Source organism: Methylobacterium sp. AMS5, assembly GCF_001542815.1.
Lineage (GTDB): Bacteria > Pseudomonadota > Alphaproteobacteria > Rhizobiales > Beijerinckiaceae > Methylobacterium.
The window spans coordinates 567,148-585,000 of record NZ_CP006992.1; the positions used below are offsets into that span (position 1 = coordinate 567,148).

The 17,853-nt window shown below is 61.9% G+C and carries 14 protein-coding genes (1 of these 14 only partly in view); 9 read left to right on the forward strand and 5 right to left on the reverse strand.

Annotated features, from left to right (window positions below; translation table 11 throughout):
• Window positions 1–57 precede the first annotated feature (57 nt).
• From Y590_RS02635 to Y590_RS02650, 4 genes are all read right to left on the reverse strand, one after another.
• A complete protein-coding gene (locus Y590_RS02635; RefSeq protein ID WP_144439909.1) occupies window positions 58–1,038 on the reverse strand; it encodes a hypothetical protein in 981 nt (326 codons plus the stop codon).
• A gap of 127 nt (window positions 1,039–1,165) precedes the next feature.
• Complete coding sequence (gene galE, locus Y590_RS02640) at window positions 1,166–2,158, reverse strand: UDP-glucose 4-epimerase GalE (RefSeq protein WP_060768525.1); 993 nt, start codon at window positions 2,156–2,158, stop codon at window positions 1,166–1,168.
• A gap of 123 nt (window positions 2,159–2,281) precedes the next feature.
• Window positions 2,282–3,085 (reverse strand): ABC transporter permease, encoded by an 804-nt coding sequence (locus tag Y590_RS02645; RefSeq protein WP_060768526.1) that lies wholly within the window; start codon window positions 3,083–3,085, stop codon window positions 2,282–2,284.
• Between the two features lie 182 nt (window positions 3,086–3,267).
• Window positions 3,268–6,216 (reverse strand): glycosyltransferase, encoded by a 2,949-nt coding sequence (locus tag Y590_RS02650; RefSeq protein WP_060768527.1) that lies wholly within the window; start codon window positions 6,214–6,216, stop codon window positions 3,268–3,270.
• Between the two features lie 139 nt (window positions 6,217–6,355).
• On the opposite strand from Y590_RS02650, the gene Y590_RS26195 reads away from it, so the two are divergent.
• Complete coding sequence (locus Y590_RS26195; RefSeq protein ID WP_144439910.1) at window positions 6,356–7,477, forward strand: FkbM family methyltransferase; 1,122 nt, start codon at window positions 6,356–6,358, stop codon at window positions 7,475–7,477.
• A gap of 277 nt (window positions 7,478–7,754) precedes the next feature.
• Here Y590_RS26195 and Y590_RS02660 read toward each other — a convergent pair whose 3' ends face one another.
• On the reverse strand, window positions 7,755–8,525 hold the full coding sequence (locus Y590_RS02660) for a thermonuclease family protein (RefSeq protein WP_286161841.1): 771 nt from the start codon (window positions 8,523–8,525) through the stop codon (window positions 7,755–7,757).
• Window positions 8,526–8,648: 123 nt separating this feature from the next.
• On the opposite strand from Y590_RS02660, the gene Y590_RS25345 reads away from it, so the two are divergent.
• From Y590_RS25345 to Y590_RS02700, 8 genes are all read left to right on the forward strand, one after another.
• Window positions 8,649–9,592 (forward strand): IS630 family transposase gene (locus Y590_RS25345; protein ID WP_144439908.1). Its coding sequence is split into 2 segments (ribosomal slippage): window positions 8,649–8,982 and window positions 8,982–9,592, totalling 945 coding nucleotides; the frame shifts between segments, so codons are not numbered across the junction.
• A 93-nt stretch (window positions 9,593–9,685) separates the two neighbouring features.
• Window positions 9,686–10,777 (forward strand): IS630-like element ISMex18 family transposase, encoded by a 1,092-nt coding sequence (locus Y590_RS02675; RefSeq protein ID WP_060772123.1) that lies wholly within the window; start codon window positions 9,686–9,688, stop codon window positions 10,775–10,777.
• 117 nt (window positions 10,778–10,894) lie between these two features.
• Window positions 10,895–11,074 (forward strand): type II toxin-antitoxin system HicA family toxin, encoded by a 180-nt coding sequence (locus Y590_RS25350; RefSeq protein ID WP_083530731.1) that lies wholly within the window; start codon window positions 10,895–10,897, stop codon window positions 11,072–11,074.
• Window positions 11,075–11,134: 60 nt separating this feature from the next.
• Window positions 11,135–11,548, forward strand: a complete 414-nt coding sequence (locus tag Y590_RS02680; RefSeq protein WP_060768529.1) for a type II toxin-antitoxin system HicB family antitoxin — start codon at window positions 11,135–11,137, stop codon at window positions 11,546–11,548.
• Window positions 11,549–11,859: 311 nt separating this feature from the next.
• A complete protein-coding gene (locus tag Y590_RS02685) occupies window positions 11,860–12,141 on the forward strand; it encodes a hypothetical protein (protein ID WP_060768530.1) in 282 nt (93 codons plus the stop codon).
• 547 nt (window positions 12,142–12,688) lie between these two features.
• On the forward strand, window positions 12,689–14,842 hold the full coding sequence (locus tag Y590_RS02690) for a methyl-accepting chemotaxis protein (protein WP_060768531.1): 2,154 nt from the start codon (window positions 12,689–12,691) through the stop codon (window positions 14,840–14,842).
• Window positions 14,843–14,951: 109 nt separating this feature from the next.
• Window positions 14,952–15,602 carry a hypothetical protein gene (locus Y590_RS02695; protein WP_060768532.1) on the forward strand — a complete coding sequence of 217 codons (651 nt, stop codon included), beginning with the start codon at window positions 14,952–14,954 and terminating at the stop codon, window positions 15,600–15,602.
• A gap of 1,195 nt (window positions 15,603–16,797) precedes the next feature.
• On the forward strand, window positions 16,798–17,853 hold the beginning of the coding sequence (locus Y590_RS02700; protein WP_060768533.1) for a helicase-related protein. Its footprint extends 1,089 nt past the window's final position; only the first 1,056 of its 2,145 coding nucleotides appear in the window; its start codon is at window positions 16,798–16,800; the stop codon falls past the right edge of the window.

The following is a 17,853-nucleotide window of genomic DNA, read 5'->3' on the forward strand; positions in this document are numbered from 1 at the left end:
AGACAATAAGCAACAATCAAGCTCTTGTATAGGAGTAAATGCGTGGCCCTCACTGTATCAAAAGTAGGCTCCAAATGCCTCCGTAATCGTACCCTCGGTGACATTTGCATGCTTTTTGAACTTTTCACCCTCACTAGGCAAAATAAAATTCTCAACATTAATTTGATCGGTGAAGTACGGAAGATTAGCCCACCTGCGACCCATTACGCCGAAGAAGAGCTGCAAGCATCCACCGGCATATATCGCGTCCTTTTTGCAGTTGTCTCGGATGTGAATTCCAAGAGGCATGGCATAGGACCCGCAGGCTAGGAGCGCGATGTCGAAGTCTAGGGCGCTGATCTCTTCGGCCATACGTGCCGCCGTCACATTCCAGCTTTCATCGGGATACATCTCCCGCGGTAAGCCAGAGTAAGTGACAGGCGTTTCATAAGTTAGGAGGTCAAATTCAGGATACTCGAAGCCCTTGAAAAATTTGCGACGCTTGCTCCACTGACTCTGAAGACTCTCACCGAAGGGAGAGACAACAAGAACCTTCTTGCCAGGCAGCACCTCTGCAAACAGTCGGAACAGAGTGTGTTCGTTAGAAATTATCCTTTCGACAAAATCGTATGGATGGAAGACGACTTGGTCGCGACCGCGAAACAGGTCATCAAAGAAGTATCTGTAGGCTTGAATGGTCTGCTCGTTCTTTGACAGATACTCCTTCGCCATTCGGTTAGGAAAATACAGGGTAAGAAGGTTTTGCTCCCCTACAAACATCTCATCTGATTTCTGATAGCACTCCGCGAGGACATCAACGTACTTAAAATAATCCAGATAGGGATCACTGTTGAACGAATAAAATCCGTTGAATTCCCTGACGTATTTGATGCTGTATTCGGTACCCTCGCCGTGCGTATGATTGTTCCAGTTGCACAGCGTTGCGTGTGTGTCCGTTCCGCCAATCCGCGAAATGTAGTGCGGCTGTGTAGACAACAGCATGCTCTTGCAGCGGTCATAGGTCTCCGCCTCAGACATTATTGTGACTATCACTTTCAAGCGTCCTCTGAGTGGAGCCCGTTTTCACGAGGCGATTTATTGCCCGATCGCCTAAAAAGGCCTGATATGCCTCAAACCGCATGGGGGCAGCCAGCCGCGATCGATAGATAGGGCTGGCCGGCACCCATCACGTCAAATTCCGCTTCGCCAGGGTATCCTCCCAGGCGAGCGCCTGGGCGACGATGGCGTCGAGGTCGTCGTGTTTCGGGGTCCAGCCGAGTTCGTTGCGGATGCGGTCGGCACCGGCGATGATCTGGGCCGGATCACCGGCACGGCGGGGCGACAAGCGCACCTCGAAGTCACGGCCTGAGATGCGCTTGACCACCTCCACGACCTCCAGAACCGAGTAGCCCCGGCCGTAGCCGCAATTGACGGTCAGGCTGCCGCCGCCGCCGCGCAGATGGTCGAGAACGGTGAGATGCGCCGCGGCCAGATCCGAGACTTGGATGTAGTCGCGCAGGCACGAGCCGTCGCGGGTGGGATAGTCGGTGCCGAACACCTCCAGATGCGTGCGCTGACCGAGCGCGGCCTGCGTCGCGACCTTGATGAGGTGGGTGGCCGCCGGCATCGATTGCCCGGAACGCCCGCGCGGATCGGCCCCGGCCACGTTGAAGTAGCGCAGCACCCCGTAGGTGAAGCCGTGCGCGGCGGCGGCATCCGCGAGCATCCACTCGCTCATCAGCTTCGAGCGGCCGTAGGGGTTGATCGGGTTCGTCGCCAGGGTCTCGGGCACCGGCACGGTCTCGGGCTCGCCGTAGACGGCCGCCGTCGAGGAAAAGATGAAGTGCCGCACATTCGTGCGCGCGGCCGTCTCGATCAGCGCGCGTGTCTTCACGGTGTTGGCGAGATAGTAGCCCAACGGGTCGGCGACCGATTCCGGCACGACGATCTTGGCCGCGAAATGCGCGACCGCGTCGATCTGGTGGCGCAGGATGGTCTCGGTGACGAGCGCTTGGTCGGCCACGTCGCCGACGACGAGACGCACTTCCGGAGGCAGAGCCCAGTCGTAACCGGTCGAGAGGTCGTCGAGGACCACGACCTCCTCATGCCCGGCATCGACCAGCGCGAGCACCATATGGCTGCCGATGTAGCCCGCGCCGCCCGTGACCAGAACCGCCATCGTCCACCCCCTCGGCCTTGCAGGCTTTTAACGCCGCCTGTGTCTCGGCTCGCTGTAGGGCCTATTGCGTTCAAGTCAATTCGTCGGGCGCAAGGCATGTGCGAGACCGACGAGTTCGAGGCATTACTGCTGCGATCGAACTACGTAGCGCTCCATGAGAAGTCCGATGACCAAACTACCAAAGATCCACCCAAAAATATAGACGTAATCAATTTGAACAGGCAGGGACGGATCGTAACCTAATCTTACCCATTCTATTATTTGGGTAACCGGGTTCCATTTCATCCAACTATATATTTCATCCGGCATATAACATGCCAGAAAGTAAACGCCACTTGTAAGGTATAGCAACAATGTGACTAGGATATAACCCAATGCCCACCCAGGAAAAACAGAACATATCCCTACGTTGATTGTTCCGATCCCTATTCCAAGGAAAATGGCGGCCAAGTACCCAGTCATTGCGCAAAACATATCGGTTGGCACGGGGTCAGCGCCAAAACAATAAAGTACGATTAAGATCAAAATAACGCCCATGAAGCTGCTGACAGTTTCAACCAAGCAGCGGGCGACTACAGTATCGAAACCTTTGACTTGAGGAAAATAGGTCAAAGGCTTGTGAATCAAATATCCTTTCATGACCTCACGCGAAATGTACTGAAATCCGAGTGCGGGCAACGCACCTGTAGCAACGAACAGCATGGCGCTGTCTGTCATGGGCGGCTTCAGGCCGCGATATGTCATTGCTCCTACGATGATCCCGAGGTGCACACACGGCCAGAGCACCTGCACCAAGTAGCCCCAGTAGGTTCCGCCGAAGCGACTGCGCATATCGCGCAGCATCAAAGCGCTGAGGACGCGGAGATAGACGTCGAGGCGGCTCGGCGGTTGCAATTGACGCGCGGGCGGTTCAATTTGTGCGGCCATGGCATCCGTCGCTGAGAACGATATCTCCGGCCCATGCCCGAAAATCTAGACGGAATCGAGGTGGGAACGCTCAGGGCGTTCCCGATATGCAGCCCCGTGAAAGCGGTCACGGGACGTGCTGCCCTTGTGCCGCTCCCTAGTCGCTCAGACGGGATAGGCTTCGGGGCAAGTGCCCGTGGCCATTATGCGGCTGCTGCCCTTGCTTCGTACATCTGAACAAGTCCCTTCAGATGGTTGATTTGCTCAACATGCACATAAATCTCTGGATCAGCTTCGAGCGTCGCTATGACTTTCTCAAGAGAAGTCTTCTGCTTGGCTGGATCGTGAGCGATAGTGCCGCCCGTTATGTGAACTACGCTCAGCGGCATAGCAATGCCGAGAAGTTCGGTCGCTTTGGTAATCCTAATCCATAGCAGGAAGTCTTCGCAGCCGTGGGCGTTTTCCGGGAACATGAAGTTCGGCCGGATGAATGATGTCTGCGCCATGACGGTAGGCATCGCGATCGGGCAGTTGGCGATGATGCCCGGAAACACGTTGCCGGTGCAGGTTCCAGAATCGAACACCATCGACGCCAAAGTGCCATCAACGCACAAGCCAAGATACGACGTGTGCGAGATGCGAGCCCGTTTTGATTGCATTGCCGCAAGCTGGTGCCGGACTTTGTATGGAAGGAACAGATCGTCGGCATCGAGGAAGGAAATATAATCGCCCGTGGCCTTGTTGATCCCGTAATTGCGCGCCTCTCCAGCCCCGCGCCGGTTCTGACAATAAAGAAATACCCTGTAGCCCATCTCAGGCATGAGGCGGATCTCGGACATGTCTTGGTCGGGCTCGTCGTAGACGACGATGACTTCGATGTTCCGGTGAGTTTGGGACAGCGCCGAATAGATGGCGCCTTTTAGTTGATGTATCCCGCGGTAGAACGGGATGATGACCGACACCTTCACCCGATCAAGGGCTTGCTCGGCCCGCTTGACGGCTTCCGCCGCGGCGCCGTGCGCCCCAGCCTCTCTGAGGAAGCCGGCCTGAGCGGCGTAGAAGCCATATTCGCTTCCATCCATCGCGATCATGTCCGAGGTTGACACGCGATCAAGAAGCCTCAGCCAGAGCGCGTCGGCCTCCTGTGTGAAGTCGGCTCGCTTGGAGCCTTGCGCGTCGTGCCAGCGCGATTGGATCAGCGCTTCCGCCATATGGACGAATTTGTACTTTCCGAGGGAGCGGCCCCACAGGTCGTAGTCCTGCGTGTAGGGCAGCGCCTCGTTGAACTTCCCGACTTCCCGGAAAAAGTCCCGCGGAATGAGGACGCTGCAGCCGTGGATCAGCCCACGCATCAGCGCATTTGTGGACGGCTTCCCGGCCATGCGCTGCTCATGCGACACGGTCGTGATCAAGGCCCCCGAGGCGTCAATCAGATCGTAGTCGGAGATCAGGACGGTCCGCTGCTCGAGCGTGTCCAGTTCAAGGAAGCGCTCCACCTGACGGGAAAGCTTGTGCGGGTGAAAGCGGTCGTCGTGGCTAAGCCAGCAGAAGAAGTGGCCGGACATGGCGTTGATGCCGGCGTTGAGGGCCGAAGCAACCCCGCCGTTGGCCTTGCGGATCGATACGACGCGCGGATCGGATGCGTACTTCGCCACAAGCGAGGGCGTGTCATCCGTCGAGCCGTCGTCAACGACGATCACCTCGAAGTTCGGATAGTCCTGCGCGAGGGCACTCTGTATGGCGTCCTCGAAGAAGTTGACGCCGTTATAGACTGGCAGGACGATGGACACCTTCGGAATGGTCGTGTCGGTCGCCACGTAGGGGTAGACGCCGTAGTTGGCCAGCATTTCGATCTGGTGGTCCGTGAGAACCGGAGCGAATTGCCTCGGCACCACCTTCTTCATCCGCAACCGCATATCGCCGGCGAGACGATCGGCCTCCTTCACTCGAGCGCTCAAGCGCTCGGTGCGCGCCCCGTAGATGCGCCCCATGAAGTCCGTGCGCGGCTCTCTGAAGGCGTTCGCGCGGAGTTCGGCGCGCAGGTGCCTAGCGCGCTCTTCGAAGTTCTGAAGCAGATCGGTGAGCGATCGGGCCGCGGCATCGAGGTCGTCCGGATCCATCGACGGAGGGGCAATCTGCGGGAAGTTGTCCTTCAGAAAGCCGTTCGCTCCAGCCTTGATGGACAAGAGGATGGGGCAACCGTGGCGTAGCGCCTCAAGGGCGACATAGTTGAACGCGTCAGTTCTCGACGGCACTACAATGACCGTACGTCCGCCATAGACTCGGTCGCGCAGCTCCTCGTCGCTGATGCGGCCGACATAGGAGGCTTCGACACCGCGCTCCTTCGCTAGGTCAATGACCTTGTCGGACCACCTAGCGGTCGGGTTCCAGTCGTTGTCCGGGCCGGCCAGAAAGCAGCCTGAGTACAGGTGCTTCGGCAGCTTCGAGACGATCTCGATGAACAGGTCGGGCCCCTTAGCACCGTCCAAGCGACCAACGTACCAGAGCGCCGGCGGGCCACTTCCAGGCGGCACGGCTGCCGGCGCCGGGATGCTCTCGATCGTGTCCTGCATGTCGAGGACTTCGACCGGCAGACCAGTGCTTGGGCTGGTCTCCTGCTCCAAATTGGAAATCACGTAGCGAATGTCGGCGATCTCGGCCCCGGCGATTTCCTCGCGCTCGTAAGCGTCGGCAACCTCGCTGAGATCGTCGTAAGAACTCCGGCAGGTCGTGCTCTGCCAGCCGAGCATCGACAGGACGACGCGATCCACCTGCACGTCGAAGGCCGAGAGCACGGGGCGGGCGGCAAAGCCGATCGGGTAGAACGCGGGGATGTCGAGAACGTCGAAGTGCTGCCCTCGCAGTGCCGCAGCAACGCCGGCCCACTGGGCTCCGAACTCTCGGCGGACCCAATTGCCGTCCTCGTCAAAAAGTTTTCTGTAGGTGTCGGTCAGATCGGGAGTATTGAAAAGAAAAGGCTCCGCATTCCACGGAAGTTCCCGCTTTCTTTTCCTGTCAAAATCCGGCCCTTTCGATGGATAATAGAACACCATGCTTGGGTTGCGCTCGATCACTCTCCGGTAGAATGTCTGCCCCCCACCGACCGCCGTGAAAAAATCAAAGTCCGCAATGAGGACGCGCTTGGGGCGCATATGCCGATCCGCCGACTGAGAGGCCAAGAGATATGGGGCGGGTAATTGGCATTGGAGGTAGCAGGCGGTCAATGGCAGAGCACGACGAACGACAGGCCGTAACCGCGCGAAATAATCAAGCGTTGCTGCAAGCGCCGCATTGCCTGCCGCTGTTTCTCAGATATTCTTATATGAAATTTTTTTGCCGGCGGAGCTGAAATTGGCGGGTCTTGTTGAAAATTCCGATGAGGTTGGCGCATTTAGAGATCTCGTTTGCCGGGGCTTAATCGAGGCGTTAAAGAGGCGCGCCAAAAATAATGTCGACCGAAATTATCCTCCGATTGGAGCAATCGCATCCCAGAATGATTTTGATGAAATACGCTCAAAGTTCCTGGCATTCGTGACTTCAAATTGGGATGGTCTCGCAAGGACCTATAACGCCTTAGAAGACGCGGGATCAAAGGAACTGTTTATCAGCCTTCTATTATTCAAGACTCTCGGTCATACTTACGTCAGACTTCCTAGCAACACCGCGTCTTATTGGAGCGCTAGAGCATCTTCTGATGCGATGCCGGCCGATCCGTCAGAGTTTACAGCGGGGGCGTGCGGGTACGAAATTGAACGCTTTTCCATTCCCAGCAGCGGGCGGGAACTGAGTATTGAGTGCCTGCGGGCCAATATATTCTTCACATTCAAGATGCGTCAGTATTATTATGAGCGCGGCGAAATTTCTGTAAGACCGGAAACTGGAGATTACGTCGTCGATGCCGGCGCTTGCTTTGGGGACACTGCCATCGATTTCGCCGAAACCGTTGGGCATGATGGTCGGGTGTTCTCTTTTGATCCGCTGGAGAGGCATCATCGCATTATTGAGGCCAACATAGCCCGCAACGAGATCACAAATATCGTTCTATTCCCAAGTGGTCTGGGTAAAACCGACCAGCCTGGATCGCTAGTCTCAGGGCGGGTAGATCCGGGCTTCGCCGACCTAAGTTCTGTGCCCATGCGATCTCTCGACAGCCTTGTCTCTGAGGGCACGGTCGAGCGCGTCGATTTCATCAAGATGGACATTGAGGGCCATGAGATGGAAGCCCTTCGCGGCGCGGAGGCAGCGATCCGTAAATTTCGTCCGAAGCTTGCTATTTCAGTTTATCACCGTCCGCAGGATTATATCGAGATACCCGACTATATTAGGGCTATCGACCAAAGCTATCGGTTCTTCTTAGAGAACTACACAATTAGCGACGGTGAGACAATCTTGTACTGCATAGCGGCGCCTTGATGCACCGCACGTAATTCTTCGCTTGGCCCGACCGAAGTCGGGCTTTTTCGTTTCAGTTCCCGCGCACTGCTGCGAGCATCCGCTTCCGCACCTCGGCCATGCGGGTGTCGTCGCTGGCGCCTGTCGCCATGGCCTCACGCCCGACAGCCTCGTAGATCTCCCGCACGGTCGCCTCGTGCGGGCCGAGACCGTGGACGAGGCTGAGCAGGCTGCCGTTACCGGAAGTCTGTCGGGAAGGAGGCCACGAACCAAGCCACGGCCTGCCAGCAGCCGTAGATCAGCACACAAACGAGCAAGCCGTAGATCGCGAGCCTGAGACCGAGCGCGTCATCACGCTGATGGGGCCGCTCAGGCCGCGGTCCGCCGTTGCCTCCAACACTGTTCGCCCGCGCGGCGCCCGCCAGCCTGCCGCCTTTGCCACTTCCTCTGAGCAGAAAATGCGCTCGCCTGAAGCCTCATTGATCTGAGTGCGCTCATAATCGCGCGTGCCCGGCAGGTGGTAGATCCGATCGCCTTTGCGCGAGATGTTGCCCTTGATGGCGCAGGTGCCGGTAGCGGCCGTTGGTGGCGCTTTCGGCGCGGGGATCGGACCGTCGGGCCCGCCGGGTACGGCCATACCCATGTCCGGCACCCGCTCGCCCTTCCGCCAATCCCATAGCGGGGTGAACTGGCCCGCCCAGATCCCGCGCTTCGCCCTTTTCGCTGCATCCTCCTGCGCGACATAGGCGGTCGAGTAGCGACGGTAGGCCATGCCGAGACCCTCCTCGACCAGCCAGCCCTTGAGGTCGAGCGCGCCGAGGCGGCAGACCGCGACGGTGCGGCCATACCGGTCCTTTTCGATCGCCTTGCAGGCGACGTTACCCTGGCCGATCTTGTTGGAGAGGGCGAGCGCCGCCTTCCGACCGCAGGTGTAGTCCTTGCCAGCCGCGTCGCCGCAGACCTGGGCGCTTTCGGGCGTATCGACGCCCTGCAACCGAAAGCGTTGCCCCCGGATCTCGAGAGTGTCGCCATCAATCACGGAGGCACGTCCGGTGGTGGTCTCGGCCATCGCAGGCGAGGCGGCGAGCATTGCCGCCGCTAGAGCGTTTTCGGTCTGAGCTGAATCGGGCAGGTGGGGTTCACGCGAAGCTGTTGGGCTGATTCACTGATCGCTCTTGAGAAGGAGCGAAGCATGGGCCGACCCTACAGCCAGGACCTGCGCGAGCGCGTGGTGAAGGCCGCGGCAACGACTTCGCGCCGCCAGGCGGCCGCGCGGTTTGGGGTCGGCATCGCGACCTCGATCCGCTGGATGGCCGCGCTCACGACGACTGGGACGGTGGCCGCTCGTCCGCAAGGGCGAGCGCGCCGCTCGAAGCTCGATCCGCACGAGGCCTTCTTGCGCGGACTGATCGACGGACAAGACGATATCACCCTTGAGGAGATGCGCGCCCGGCTCCGGGACGAGCACGCTCTCACGGTGGGGCTCGGCACCCTGTGGAGCTTCCTCGACGCACGCGATCTCACCTAGAAAAAAAGACAGCTCACGCCGCCGAGCAGGAACGCCCGGACGTGAAAGCGGCGCGCGAGGCCTGGTTCGAGGGCCAGCCCGATCTCGACCCTGCGCGCCTGGTTTTCCTCGACGAGACCTGGACCTCCACCAACATGGCTCGCACCCGTGGGCGTTCACCGCGCGGCGAGCGGCTGCGCTCGCCCATCCCGCACGGTCACTGGAAGACCACGACCCTGGTCGCCGGCCTGCGCCTGTCCGGGATCGCCGCGCCGTTCGTGCTCGATGGGCCGATCAACCGCGACGCCTTCCAGGCCTACGTCGATCAGGTTCTGGTGCCCGAACTCGGCCCCGGCGACATCGTCGTCATGGACAACCTTGGAAGCCACAAGCGGCCGGCCGTGCGTGCCGCGATCGCGGCAGCCGGCGCGCGGCTCTTGTTCCTCCCGCCCTACTCGCCCGACTTCAACCCCATCGAGATGGCGTTCTCGAAGCTGAAGGCGCTCCTGCGCAAAGCGGCCGAGCGAACCGTCGAGGGATTGTGGTCGGCCATCGGACGCCTCGTCGACACCGTCACGCCAGACGAGTGCGCCAACTTCTTCGCCGCAGCAGGATACGAACCAGATTAAACCGAAAACGCTCTAGCGGTCTGAGTTGGAAGTTTCCTTGCGGTTTTGTCGCGCGAGCACCATGTGGCGGCCTTCTACGAGGAGGTCGCTACGATGGCCCGTGGTCCCAAGCCAGCGCACCTTGATCTGACCGGGGATGAGCGCACGCGGCTGCAAGGCCTGGTGCGCCGTCGCAATGTCGGCCAGGCTCTCGCCCAGCGTGCGCGCATCGTGCTGGCCTGCGCTGAGCCGGGTTCGACCAACAGCGGCATCGCTCGCGCGCTCGGCGTCAGCCGCATGAGCGTCACGACATGGCGCGCCCGTTTCCTGGCGCACCGCCTCGACGGTCTCGTCGACCTGCCCCGGTCCGGCGCTCCGCGCCAGGTCGCGGATACCGAGATCGAACAGATGATCACGCGCACCCTGGAGAGCCAGCCGGAGAACGCCACCCACTGGTCGACACGCGCCATGGCCCGGCGGGTCGGCATGAGCCAGACCATGGTCTCGCGGATCTGGCGTGCCTTCGGGCTGCAGCCGCACAAGATCGAGGCCTTCAAACTGTCGACCGACCCGGCTTTCGTCGACAAGGTCCGGGATGTCGTCGGCCTCTACATGGCCCCACCGCACCGCGCCGTGGTGCTGTGTGTCGATGAGAAGCCGCAGATCCAGGCGCTGACCGGCACCGCGCCGGTGATGCCGATGCGCCCCGGCCAGCCCGAGCGCCAGACCCACGACTACCGACGGGCTGGTACGACCGACCTGTTCGCGGCGCTCGACGTACAGGCCGGTCGCGTCATCGGCCCTTGCGCACGGCGTCATCGCTCCATCGAGTTCCGCGCCTTTCTCGATCAGGTCGAGGCCGATGTGCCGAAGGATCTCGATGTGCACCTGGTTCTCGACAACGCGGCCACACACAAGACCAAGCTCATCCACGACTGGCTGCTGAAGCGTCCGCGCTGGCACCTGCACTTCACGCCGACCTCGGCCTCTTGGCTCAACCTCGTCGAGGGCTGGTTCGCGCTGCTGACGCGGCGCCAGCTTCAACGCGGCGTGTTCGAGACCACGGGCGATCTTGAAGCCGCCATCCACGCCTACATCGACCAGACCAACGCCGAGCCGAAGCCGTTCGTCTGGACCAAGTCAGCCGACGCCATCCTCGCCAGCATCAAACGCTGCTGCCAACGAACTTCTAACTCAGACCACTAGGCTCGATGCGGCAGGGTTTCCGCCCCGGGCTCTACTTTTTACACACAGAATACATATATCCGCTTGCGCTACCGCCATTTCGTGTGTATTTCATACTTACCAAAGCGGAACGGAGACATGGACTCGAAAGAACTCATTCGGGCCTTGGAAGCGGAAGGGTGGGTCTGGCACTCGACAACTGGAAGCCATCGCCACTCCAAGCATCCGAATAAACCGGGGAAGGTCACGGTTCCCCATCCAAAAAAGGACATGCACCCCAAAACGGTCGCGTCCATCAAGAAAGCGGCGGGGCTCTGAGCCCCGCCTACCCGTGTCTTTCGTTCCGCTTCACCTCGTTTGTATTCATCGGTGGTTCTCATGAATTCCTACTTCGCGATCCTCCATCCCCCCGAAGGCGGTAGCTCCTGGGGTGTCACCTTTCCCGACCTGCCCGGCTGCGTGTCAGCCGGCGACAGCTTCGAGGATGCGGTCCACGCGGGGCGCGAGGCGCTGTCCGGACACCTCGCGGCCCTGCGCGACGATGGCGACCCTGTGCCCCCTCCCCGCACCTGGGCGGCGATCTCTGCCGATCTGGAAGCGCTCCCCGCCGGTGCGCTCGCGCAGCTCGTCACCCCCAGGCGCGTCCCGGGTGAGCGGCTGCGCATCAACATCACGATCGACAAGGGCCTGCTACGCGTCGCCGACGAAGCGGCGGAAGCGGCCGGGCTCACCCGATCTGGCTTCATCGAGCGTGCGCTCGAAGCGGCAACGGGCGATGGAACGGGCGCTTGACCCATTCCATCAGCCGCTTTCAGTGGCCAACAAAACGTCCAACATTCGAACACCAATTCGGAGATATATTCGTAGCTAACAATCACTTAGATGAAAGAAAAAATTAATCTTGCGGACGCTCCCACCGCCAGATACCTGTAAAACACTAAAATCAAACCGATTTTAGCCTTCGATCCCTGCCCGCGTGTTGGCGCCGTGCCACCTTGGCTTTACCGATAGGTCCATGACTGCCGCTCGGTCCCGGCTTCATTGCGGGGAACGACGGCTCGACTTGCGCGTCTCATCCTGGAACACCCAGTGAGGAAGCGACGATGTCGGTTTTCCAAATTCGCCAGGGCGGAACGGGCGCGATTCTCTGGACTGGCGCGGCTGCCAACGAAATCCAGGCCATGGATGCGATGGCCCATGACGCGGGCTACTACGACCACTCCGATCTTCCGGAGACCATGCGCAGGGGCCTAAAAGTCGAAGCTTTGACGTTCGGCGCCGCCCGAGGGCAGGCATCGGCGGGCAGAATGCGGGGCGGCCGAACCGGACAGCTCGTGATGGGCACCGCGATCAACGATCGCAACCTCGGCCGGGCCACAGGATAGCGCACGTTCCCGCTCTGAAAGGAATGGGCTGCCTTAGGGACGTATCCGACCCCGTTGCATCAGGTCGGCGTCTCTAACCTCTTTTTTGACGCGAACTCTTCGACGAACCGGTGACCACTTCGTCGGAATGCGCCCTCGTTGCAGGGTGTCCCTGTCATTCGCGCCATAGGCGTTTGCCGCGTGTATCCCCGCGAAGCTGCCCGCTCGGCGGCCTCCAGTTGTGCGTCTCTCACAAAACTCCCGCCGCGCCGTCGTCGCCTGAGCGAGAAAGGTCGGAGACCGGGAGTTTTGTGAGACACTGTTATGTCGGCATTCGACAGCGTCATGCAGGGTGTCCGAGATGGCCTGTCGAGGTGCAGCTAGGGTATTGCCTCCCGACGTTTCGAGATACGGCTCGACACCTGCGTTTCAGGCATGGTGCTTGAATTCGCAAAATTCCGGGATCGAACCTATCTCTGATCTATCGCCTGCCCAGCCGTTATTAAAAATTTAAGCGTCGGGAAGGCACTACTCTGTGCCGACGAATTCCAACCTGGCCTGCCTATCTATGATCACTGCATCCCGGCTCGGGGTCCGCTTGCCTGCGACGACCATTGGCCTCGCCCTTTTAAGCGCTGCGGCGATGGGTGGTTTCAGCTGGTCATCGGCCCGGTCAGGTCTCATCGAAGCGGCTGGGGCCCGTCTGGAACTCGCTGCGGCCGCTCGACGCGATGGTATTGAGCTTGTGGCAGACAGAATGCAGGCAGACTTTCTGACGGCCGCCGGCCATCCGCAGATCGTCTCGAACTTCCCCGATCTCGTTGAGACCCTCGACCCGTCGAAGCCCGATTTTGCCGGCATCGTCGAGGCTTTCCAGAGCCCCCCGACGCTCGAGGCGCGCGTTGCTTTGGACAGCACGCCCGCGACCGCGATGTACGGTCGACGGCACGTTAAAGTACAGGAAGTGGCCCGCCGCATCGTCGCCGAACCGGGATATGCCGATCTGATCTTCCTCGATGAAAGCGGACGCATCGTTTACACGACGACCAAAGGCAACGACTTCGCCAAGTCTCTCGCCGATCCGACCCTCAAGGAAACCGGGCTCGCGCGCCTCGTTGAGCGCCTGAAGAGCCAGGATCCGGCGGCGATGGCGTTCGAGGATTTCGCGGCCTATCCGGTCGGCGGCGGACCCTCGGCCTTCATCGGCCGGGCCATGACCAAGCGAGCCAACGTCGCCATGGGCACCGCGCAGGCGGTGGAGCGGATTGGCTTCGTCGCCCTTCGTGTGACTCCTGCCCTGTTCGACCGGACGCTCGCCAAAAGGGCAGGTCTGGGCGAAACCGGGCAAATCCTGGCAGCGGGCGCCGATGGCCGCCTCCGCTCGAATCCTCCCCTCAATCCGGCCGTGAAGGCCGGCGCGCCGATCTCGGACCTCGGCTTGTCCGCATCGCAACTCGCCGGCGGAAGCTTCACCTATCCGGCGGCGGACGGACGCCACATGGCGGCGAGCGCCACGGTTTCGGTGCTGGGCGCGCCCTGGACGGTGGTGGCGGAGCAGACGGAGGCGGAAGCCGTCGGTGCGGCGCAGACCCTTTCGCGCACGCTCGCCCTCACCGCGCTCGTCGTGCTCATGGGAACGGCCATCCTCGGGCTGCTCCTCGCCCGCTCGATCGTCCGGCCGCTCGGTGCGCTCACCCGAGCCCTGACCGCACTCGCCGCTCGCGAGACGCTGGCTGAGGTGCCGGGCAGCCGACGCCGGGACGAGATCGGTGACATCGCCCGCGCCGTGGTGACGATCCGCGACATGTCTCTGGAAGAGGCCGCCCAGCAGCTCAAGACGACGGAAGCCGCACGGCTGCGCGAAGAGCAAGCGCGCCGCACCCTCCTGCGCGACCTCGCCGACCGCTTCGAGCACTCCGTGGGGGGCATCGTCGCCGGGGTGGCACAAGCCGTCGCGGGTCTGCAGAACTCGGCCGCGACGATGCAGAACGCGGTGTCGGGGACGGCGCAACGTTCGACCAGCGTCGCCGGCGCCGCCCACCAGACAGCCAGCAACGTCAATGCCGTGGCGACGGCGGCAGAAGAGCTCGGCGCGACCGTCCAAGAGATCGGCCGGCAAGTAGAGCAGGCCACCGGCATGTCCGCTGCGGCCGTGCAGGCCGCCTCCCGCACCGAGGAGACGATGGCCGCGCTCGCCCAAGCCGCGACCCGCATCGGGGACGTGGTCGGTTTGGTTTCGACCATCGCCAGCCAGACCAACCTTCTGGCGCTCAACGCCACGATCGAGGCGGCCCGTGCGGGCGAAGCCGGGCGCGGATTTGCGGTCGTCGCGGCCGAGGTGAAGGAGCTTGCCAGCCAGACGGCGCGGGCCACCGACGAGATTGGCCAGCAGATCACCGCGATCCAGGGCGCAACCGAGGGTGCTTCGCAGGCGATCCAAGACATCGCAGGGCAGATTCAGGCGATGCGCAGCGTGACGACGAACATCGCGACCGCGATCGAGGAGCAGGGTGCGACCACCCAGGAGATCGTGCGCAGCATGTCCCAGGCCTCGACGGGAACCGTCGAGGTGACGACCAATATCGCCGAGGTCGCACAGGAGGCCGAAGGCGCCGGCCAGGCCGCTCGAGCGGTCGCAACCGCCGCCGACGGCCTCGCGGATCAGTCAGCCGTCCTGCGATCCGAGGTCGAGAAATTCCTGGCCAATGTGCGTGCCGCATAAGGGAACGAACTCGTCCGAGGGCAACGAGCATCAGCCCCGGGCAGAGTGCAACGCCAGAGACATCGACGAGCGGTCACGGTAGGAGCGGGTGAAACGATCCTGCCAAGGCATGAGAAAGCTCCAGCCCACGCTCTTCGACGAGGTCTCTGCGCATCTGCCTCTCTTTGACGGCCTGTCAGAGAAAGCCGCCGAACGCCTCGCTGCCGGCGGCTACGGGCGCGGACTGCTGACGGCCTCGCTCCGGGCCCGGCTGCGTAAGGCCGGTTTCGCCGACATGGCCGCGCTGGCGCTCGCGTCGCCGGTCGAGCTTATGGCGGTGCGCAAGATCGGCCCGGTGCGGGTCTGCGCAATCCGGGTCCATCTGCTCCGTGAACTCGCGCGGTTGGTCCCTGGCGCGAGAGCCTTCCATGACGGCACCGCGACCGACGGGCGGCGGCTGGAGCGGCTGCGCGCCATGCCGGGCGGACGATTCGGCTGGGCCGGCGAGACCTGCGCCGATCTGGCCTTGAAGCGGTGTGCCGATATCAGGGAAGAACTCGATCTCCCCGCACCCGACCTCGACAGGATCGCCGCGGCTCTCATCCGAGCGCTGTTGCCGGAACGGCCGCGTGTGACGTCCGTTGCGGCTGCGCCCGAAATTGAGGCGACGCCGGAGACAACGCGTGCGCGCGAGCGTGCGGAGCGACTGCGGGAGCAAGACCGCCAATGGGACGCAGCCGCCCCTGAGGCCGACATTCTGCCGGGACGAGTGGTCCGGTAGGAAAGCAGACGTTGATCGATCGGCTCGACCTCAAGCGCTCAGCGCGGCTCCTGGTGCGCTGGCCCAATCGGTTGGCATCGCCATGATTCAGAAGGGATGCGCGCGGCGTGCGTTGCGCGTGGGGCAGGGCCGCCGGACTGAACACCCCTGACTGCCCGTCTACCTCATGCCCGCCTCCAGCGGGTTTCGTAAATCCCACCTTGCTCCGCCCGGCCCAGCCGCGGCGGGGCTTTTTCGTGTGGGCGTCCGAGAGCATCATCCCGAAAGGTGGCCTCCGGCTTTCGGAAAAAGATGATGCGAAAACAAGAGGATAGACCATGGTCCTGGATTCGATTTCCAGCACGATGCTCTATTGGCGAGGCTTCACGATGCCAAGTCGATGTGTGCGTACTGCGCTCATGGGCATCAGTGTCTCCGGCAACACGGATACAGCGCCCGATACGGCCCCTCGCCTCGAGCCGACGATCAGCCCTGCGATACGCCTGACAATCTTGGGAAATACGGGCTGTTGCTGCGGTTCAAAGCGGGGGCGGACGGTCTCCCCTGTGAGCCGGCGGGCGCCTTGCGGGGCGAGAAGTACGGGTCGTAATCGCTCCAGGACGCAAACTTTGCAGCATCGGGCTTGCGGCCGGCCGGCTTCGGAGCAGTTCTCGTCATGAAGGCTTGTCCATTGGTATGAACAGGCCTTTTAGGCGAAAATGGTTAACTGCACTGTTACCAAAAGGGCACGGGCGCTCTGGTTGAGATCGACCAATCAAAGCATATCATCGGCACGAGCATCGCGATGATGTCTGCAGCTCAGATCGGGCCGAACAACGCTCGTAAGACGCGATGAATGCCTCCGCCTCGTGTCGGCGCAAGCCCGTGACGACAAGCCCTGCCGTCGAAACCGTCCAGAGACCATCGGAATTCTGCGAGAGGACGAGCTTCGTCACCGGCACCCCCTTGTCGCGGCCGATCGAGCACCTGTTCTGGGCTGCGATTCCGCACGTGAAAGGCAGCCTACGAATACGGCTCTGGCAGCACAGCTGACCTTTCGGAGAATCACGCTTTCGAGGCATGTGTTGTCCTTGGGGCCTTCTCCGGCGCCTTCTTCCATCACCCCGGAGAACACCCCGGCAAAAACGGGTTATGAACGGAGCAAGGTGAGGCCGAGAGATCCGGCTTCGGGACAGACGTCGTCGAGAGTGAGTGCATGGCCCGCAAGCGTCTCCGCCCCACAGCCGAAAGCTTGATCGAGGCCGCCGGCCGTCTCGGCCTGTCCCCGGCCGACATCGATGTCGAGGCTTTGCGCATCCACCTCGAACTGCCGGAATTCGGAGCGGCCGTCGAGGACGAGCGTGTGGCGCTCGCTCTGCGCGAGATGAAGACGGCGCGTGCCTTCATCGAGGCCGGCATTCCGGCCGTCAAGCGAGCGGTCCCTGCCCTCAAGGCGGTTGTGGCCAAGGACCAGAGCATCCGTTGGACCGTCCGGGTCGGCATCCCGCTGCTCGATGCCGGCCGCATGGACGTGCGTATCGATGCCGCGCCGGACCCGATCATCGCCGAGATCCTCCAAGGCATGGCGGCGCGGAACGATCCGACGCGCCGGCTGGAAGAACTGCGCGCTGCCGTAACGGAGATGGCAGTCCAGACCACGCGCGACCTGCGCAAGCCGGTCGATCGGCTCAGGTCTCAGATCCTCGTCGATCTTCGCGAGGTGGGCGCCGATGCGGCGGCCTATCTCGAGCATCTGGACCGCTCGCTGCGCTCCCGCCCGTTCAACTTCGGTCCGAGGCTAGCCCGTTCCCTCGCGGATGCTCTCACGCCGGTCCGCCAGCGCGCAAAAGCCGTGGCGCGCGAGGGCTCACGCCTGCGGCGCCTGCGGGATCAAGTCGGGTTCGGTGCCTATATCGAGAAATTCGCCGCCGCCCGCCGGTTGAACCGGCGCATCCTCTTCCACATGGGTCCCACGAATTCGGGAAAGACCTATGCGGCTCTCCAGGCGCTGAGCGCCGCCCCGACCGGCGCCTACCTGGCACCGCTGCGGCTCCTGGCACTTGAAAACTACGAGGCGCTGCGCGAGCGCGGCCTTCGGGCCGGCATGGTCACGGGCGAGGAAGTGCTGGGCGAGTTCGAACCAACCCATACGGCCCGGACGATCGAGACGGCCGACCTGACCCGCCCGATCGATGTCGCGGTCATCGACGAAATCCAGATGCTCTCCGACCCGGACCGCGGGTGGGCCTGGACAAACGCCCTGTTCGGTGTT

What these genes read in the sequence shown, in the direction of transcription:
- galE (WP_060768525.1), bottom strand. Translation starts at nt 2,158, where the DNA reads ATGGCGGTTCTGGTCACGGGCGGCGCGGGCTACATCGGCAGCCATATG.
- Y590_RS02645 (WP_060768526.1), bottom strand. Translation starts at nt 3,085, where the DNA reads ATGGCCGCACAAATTGAACCGCCCGCGCGTCAATTGCAACCGCCGAGC.
- Y590_RS02650 (WP_060768527.1), bottom strand. Translation starts at nt 6,216, where the DNA reads ATGCGCCCCAAGCGCGTCCTCATTGCGGACTTTGATTTTTTCACGGCG.
- Y590_RS02660 (WP_286161841.1), bottom strand. Translation starts at nt 8,525, where the DNA reads ATGGCCGAGACCACCACCGGACGTGCCTCCGTGATTGATGGCGACACT.
- Y590_RS02675 (WP_060772123.1), top strand. Translation starts at nt 9,686, where the DNA reads ATGGCCCGTGGTCCCAAGCCAGCGCACCTTGATCTGACCGGGGATGAG.
- Y590_RS25350 (WP_083530731.1), top strand. Translation starts at nt 10,895, where the DNA reads ATGGACTCGAAAGAACTCATTCGGGCCTTGGAAGCGGAAGGGTGGGTC.
- Y590_RS02680 (WP_060768529.1), top strand. Translation starts at nt 11,135, where the DNA reads ATGAATTCCTACTTCGCGATCCTCCATCCCCCCGAAGGCGGTAGCTCC.
- Y590_RS02685 (WP_060768530.1), top strand. Translation starts at nt 11,860, where the DNA reads ATGTCGGTTTTCCAAATTCGCCAGGGCGGAACGGGCGCGATTCTCTGG.
- Y590_RS02690 (WP_060768531.1), top strand. Translation starts at nt 12,689, where the DNA reads ATGATCACTGCATCCCGGCTCGGGGTCCGCTTGCCTGCGACGACCATT.
- Y590_RS02695 (WP_060768532.1), top strand. Translation starts at nt 14,952, where the DNA reads ATGAGAAAGCTCCAGCCCACGCTCTTCGACGAGGTCTCTGCGCATCTG.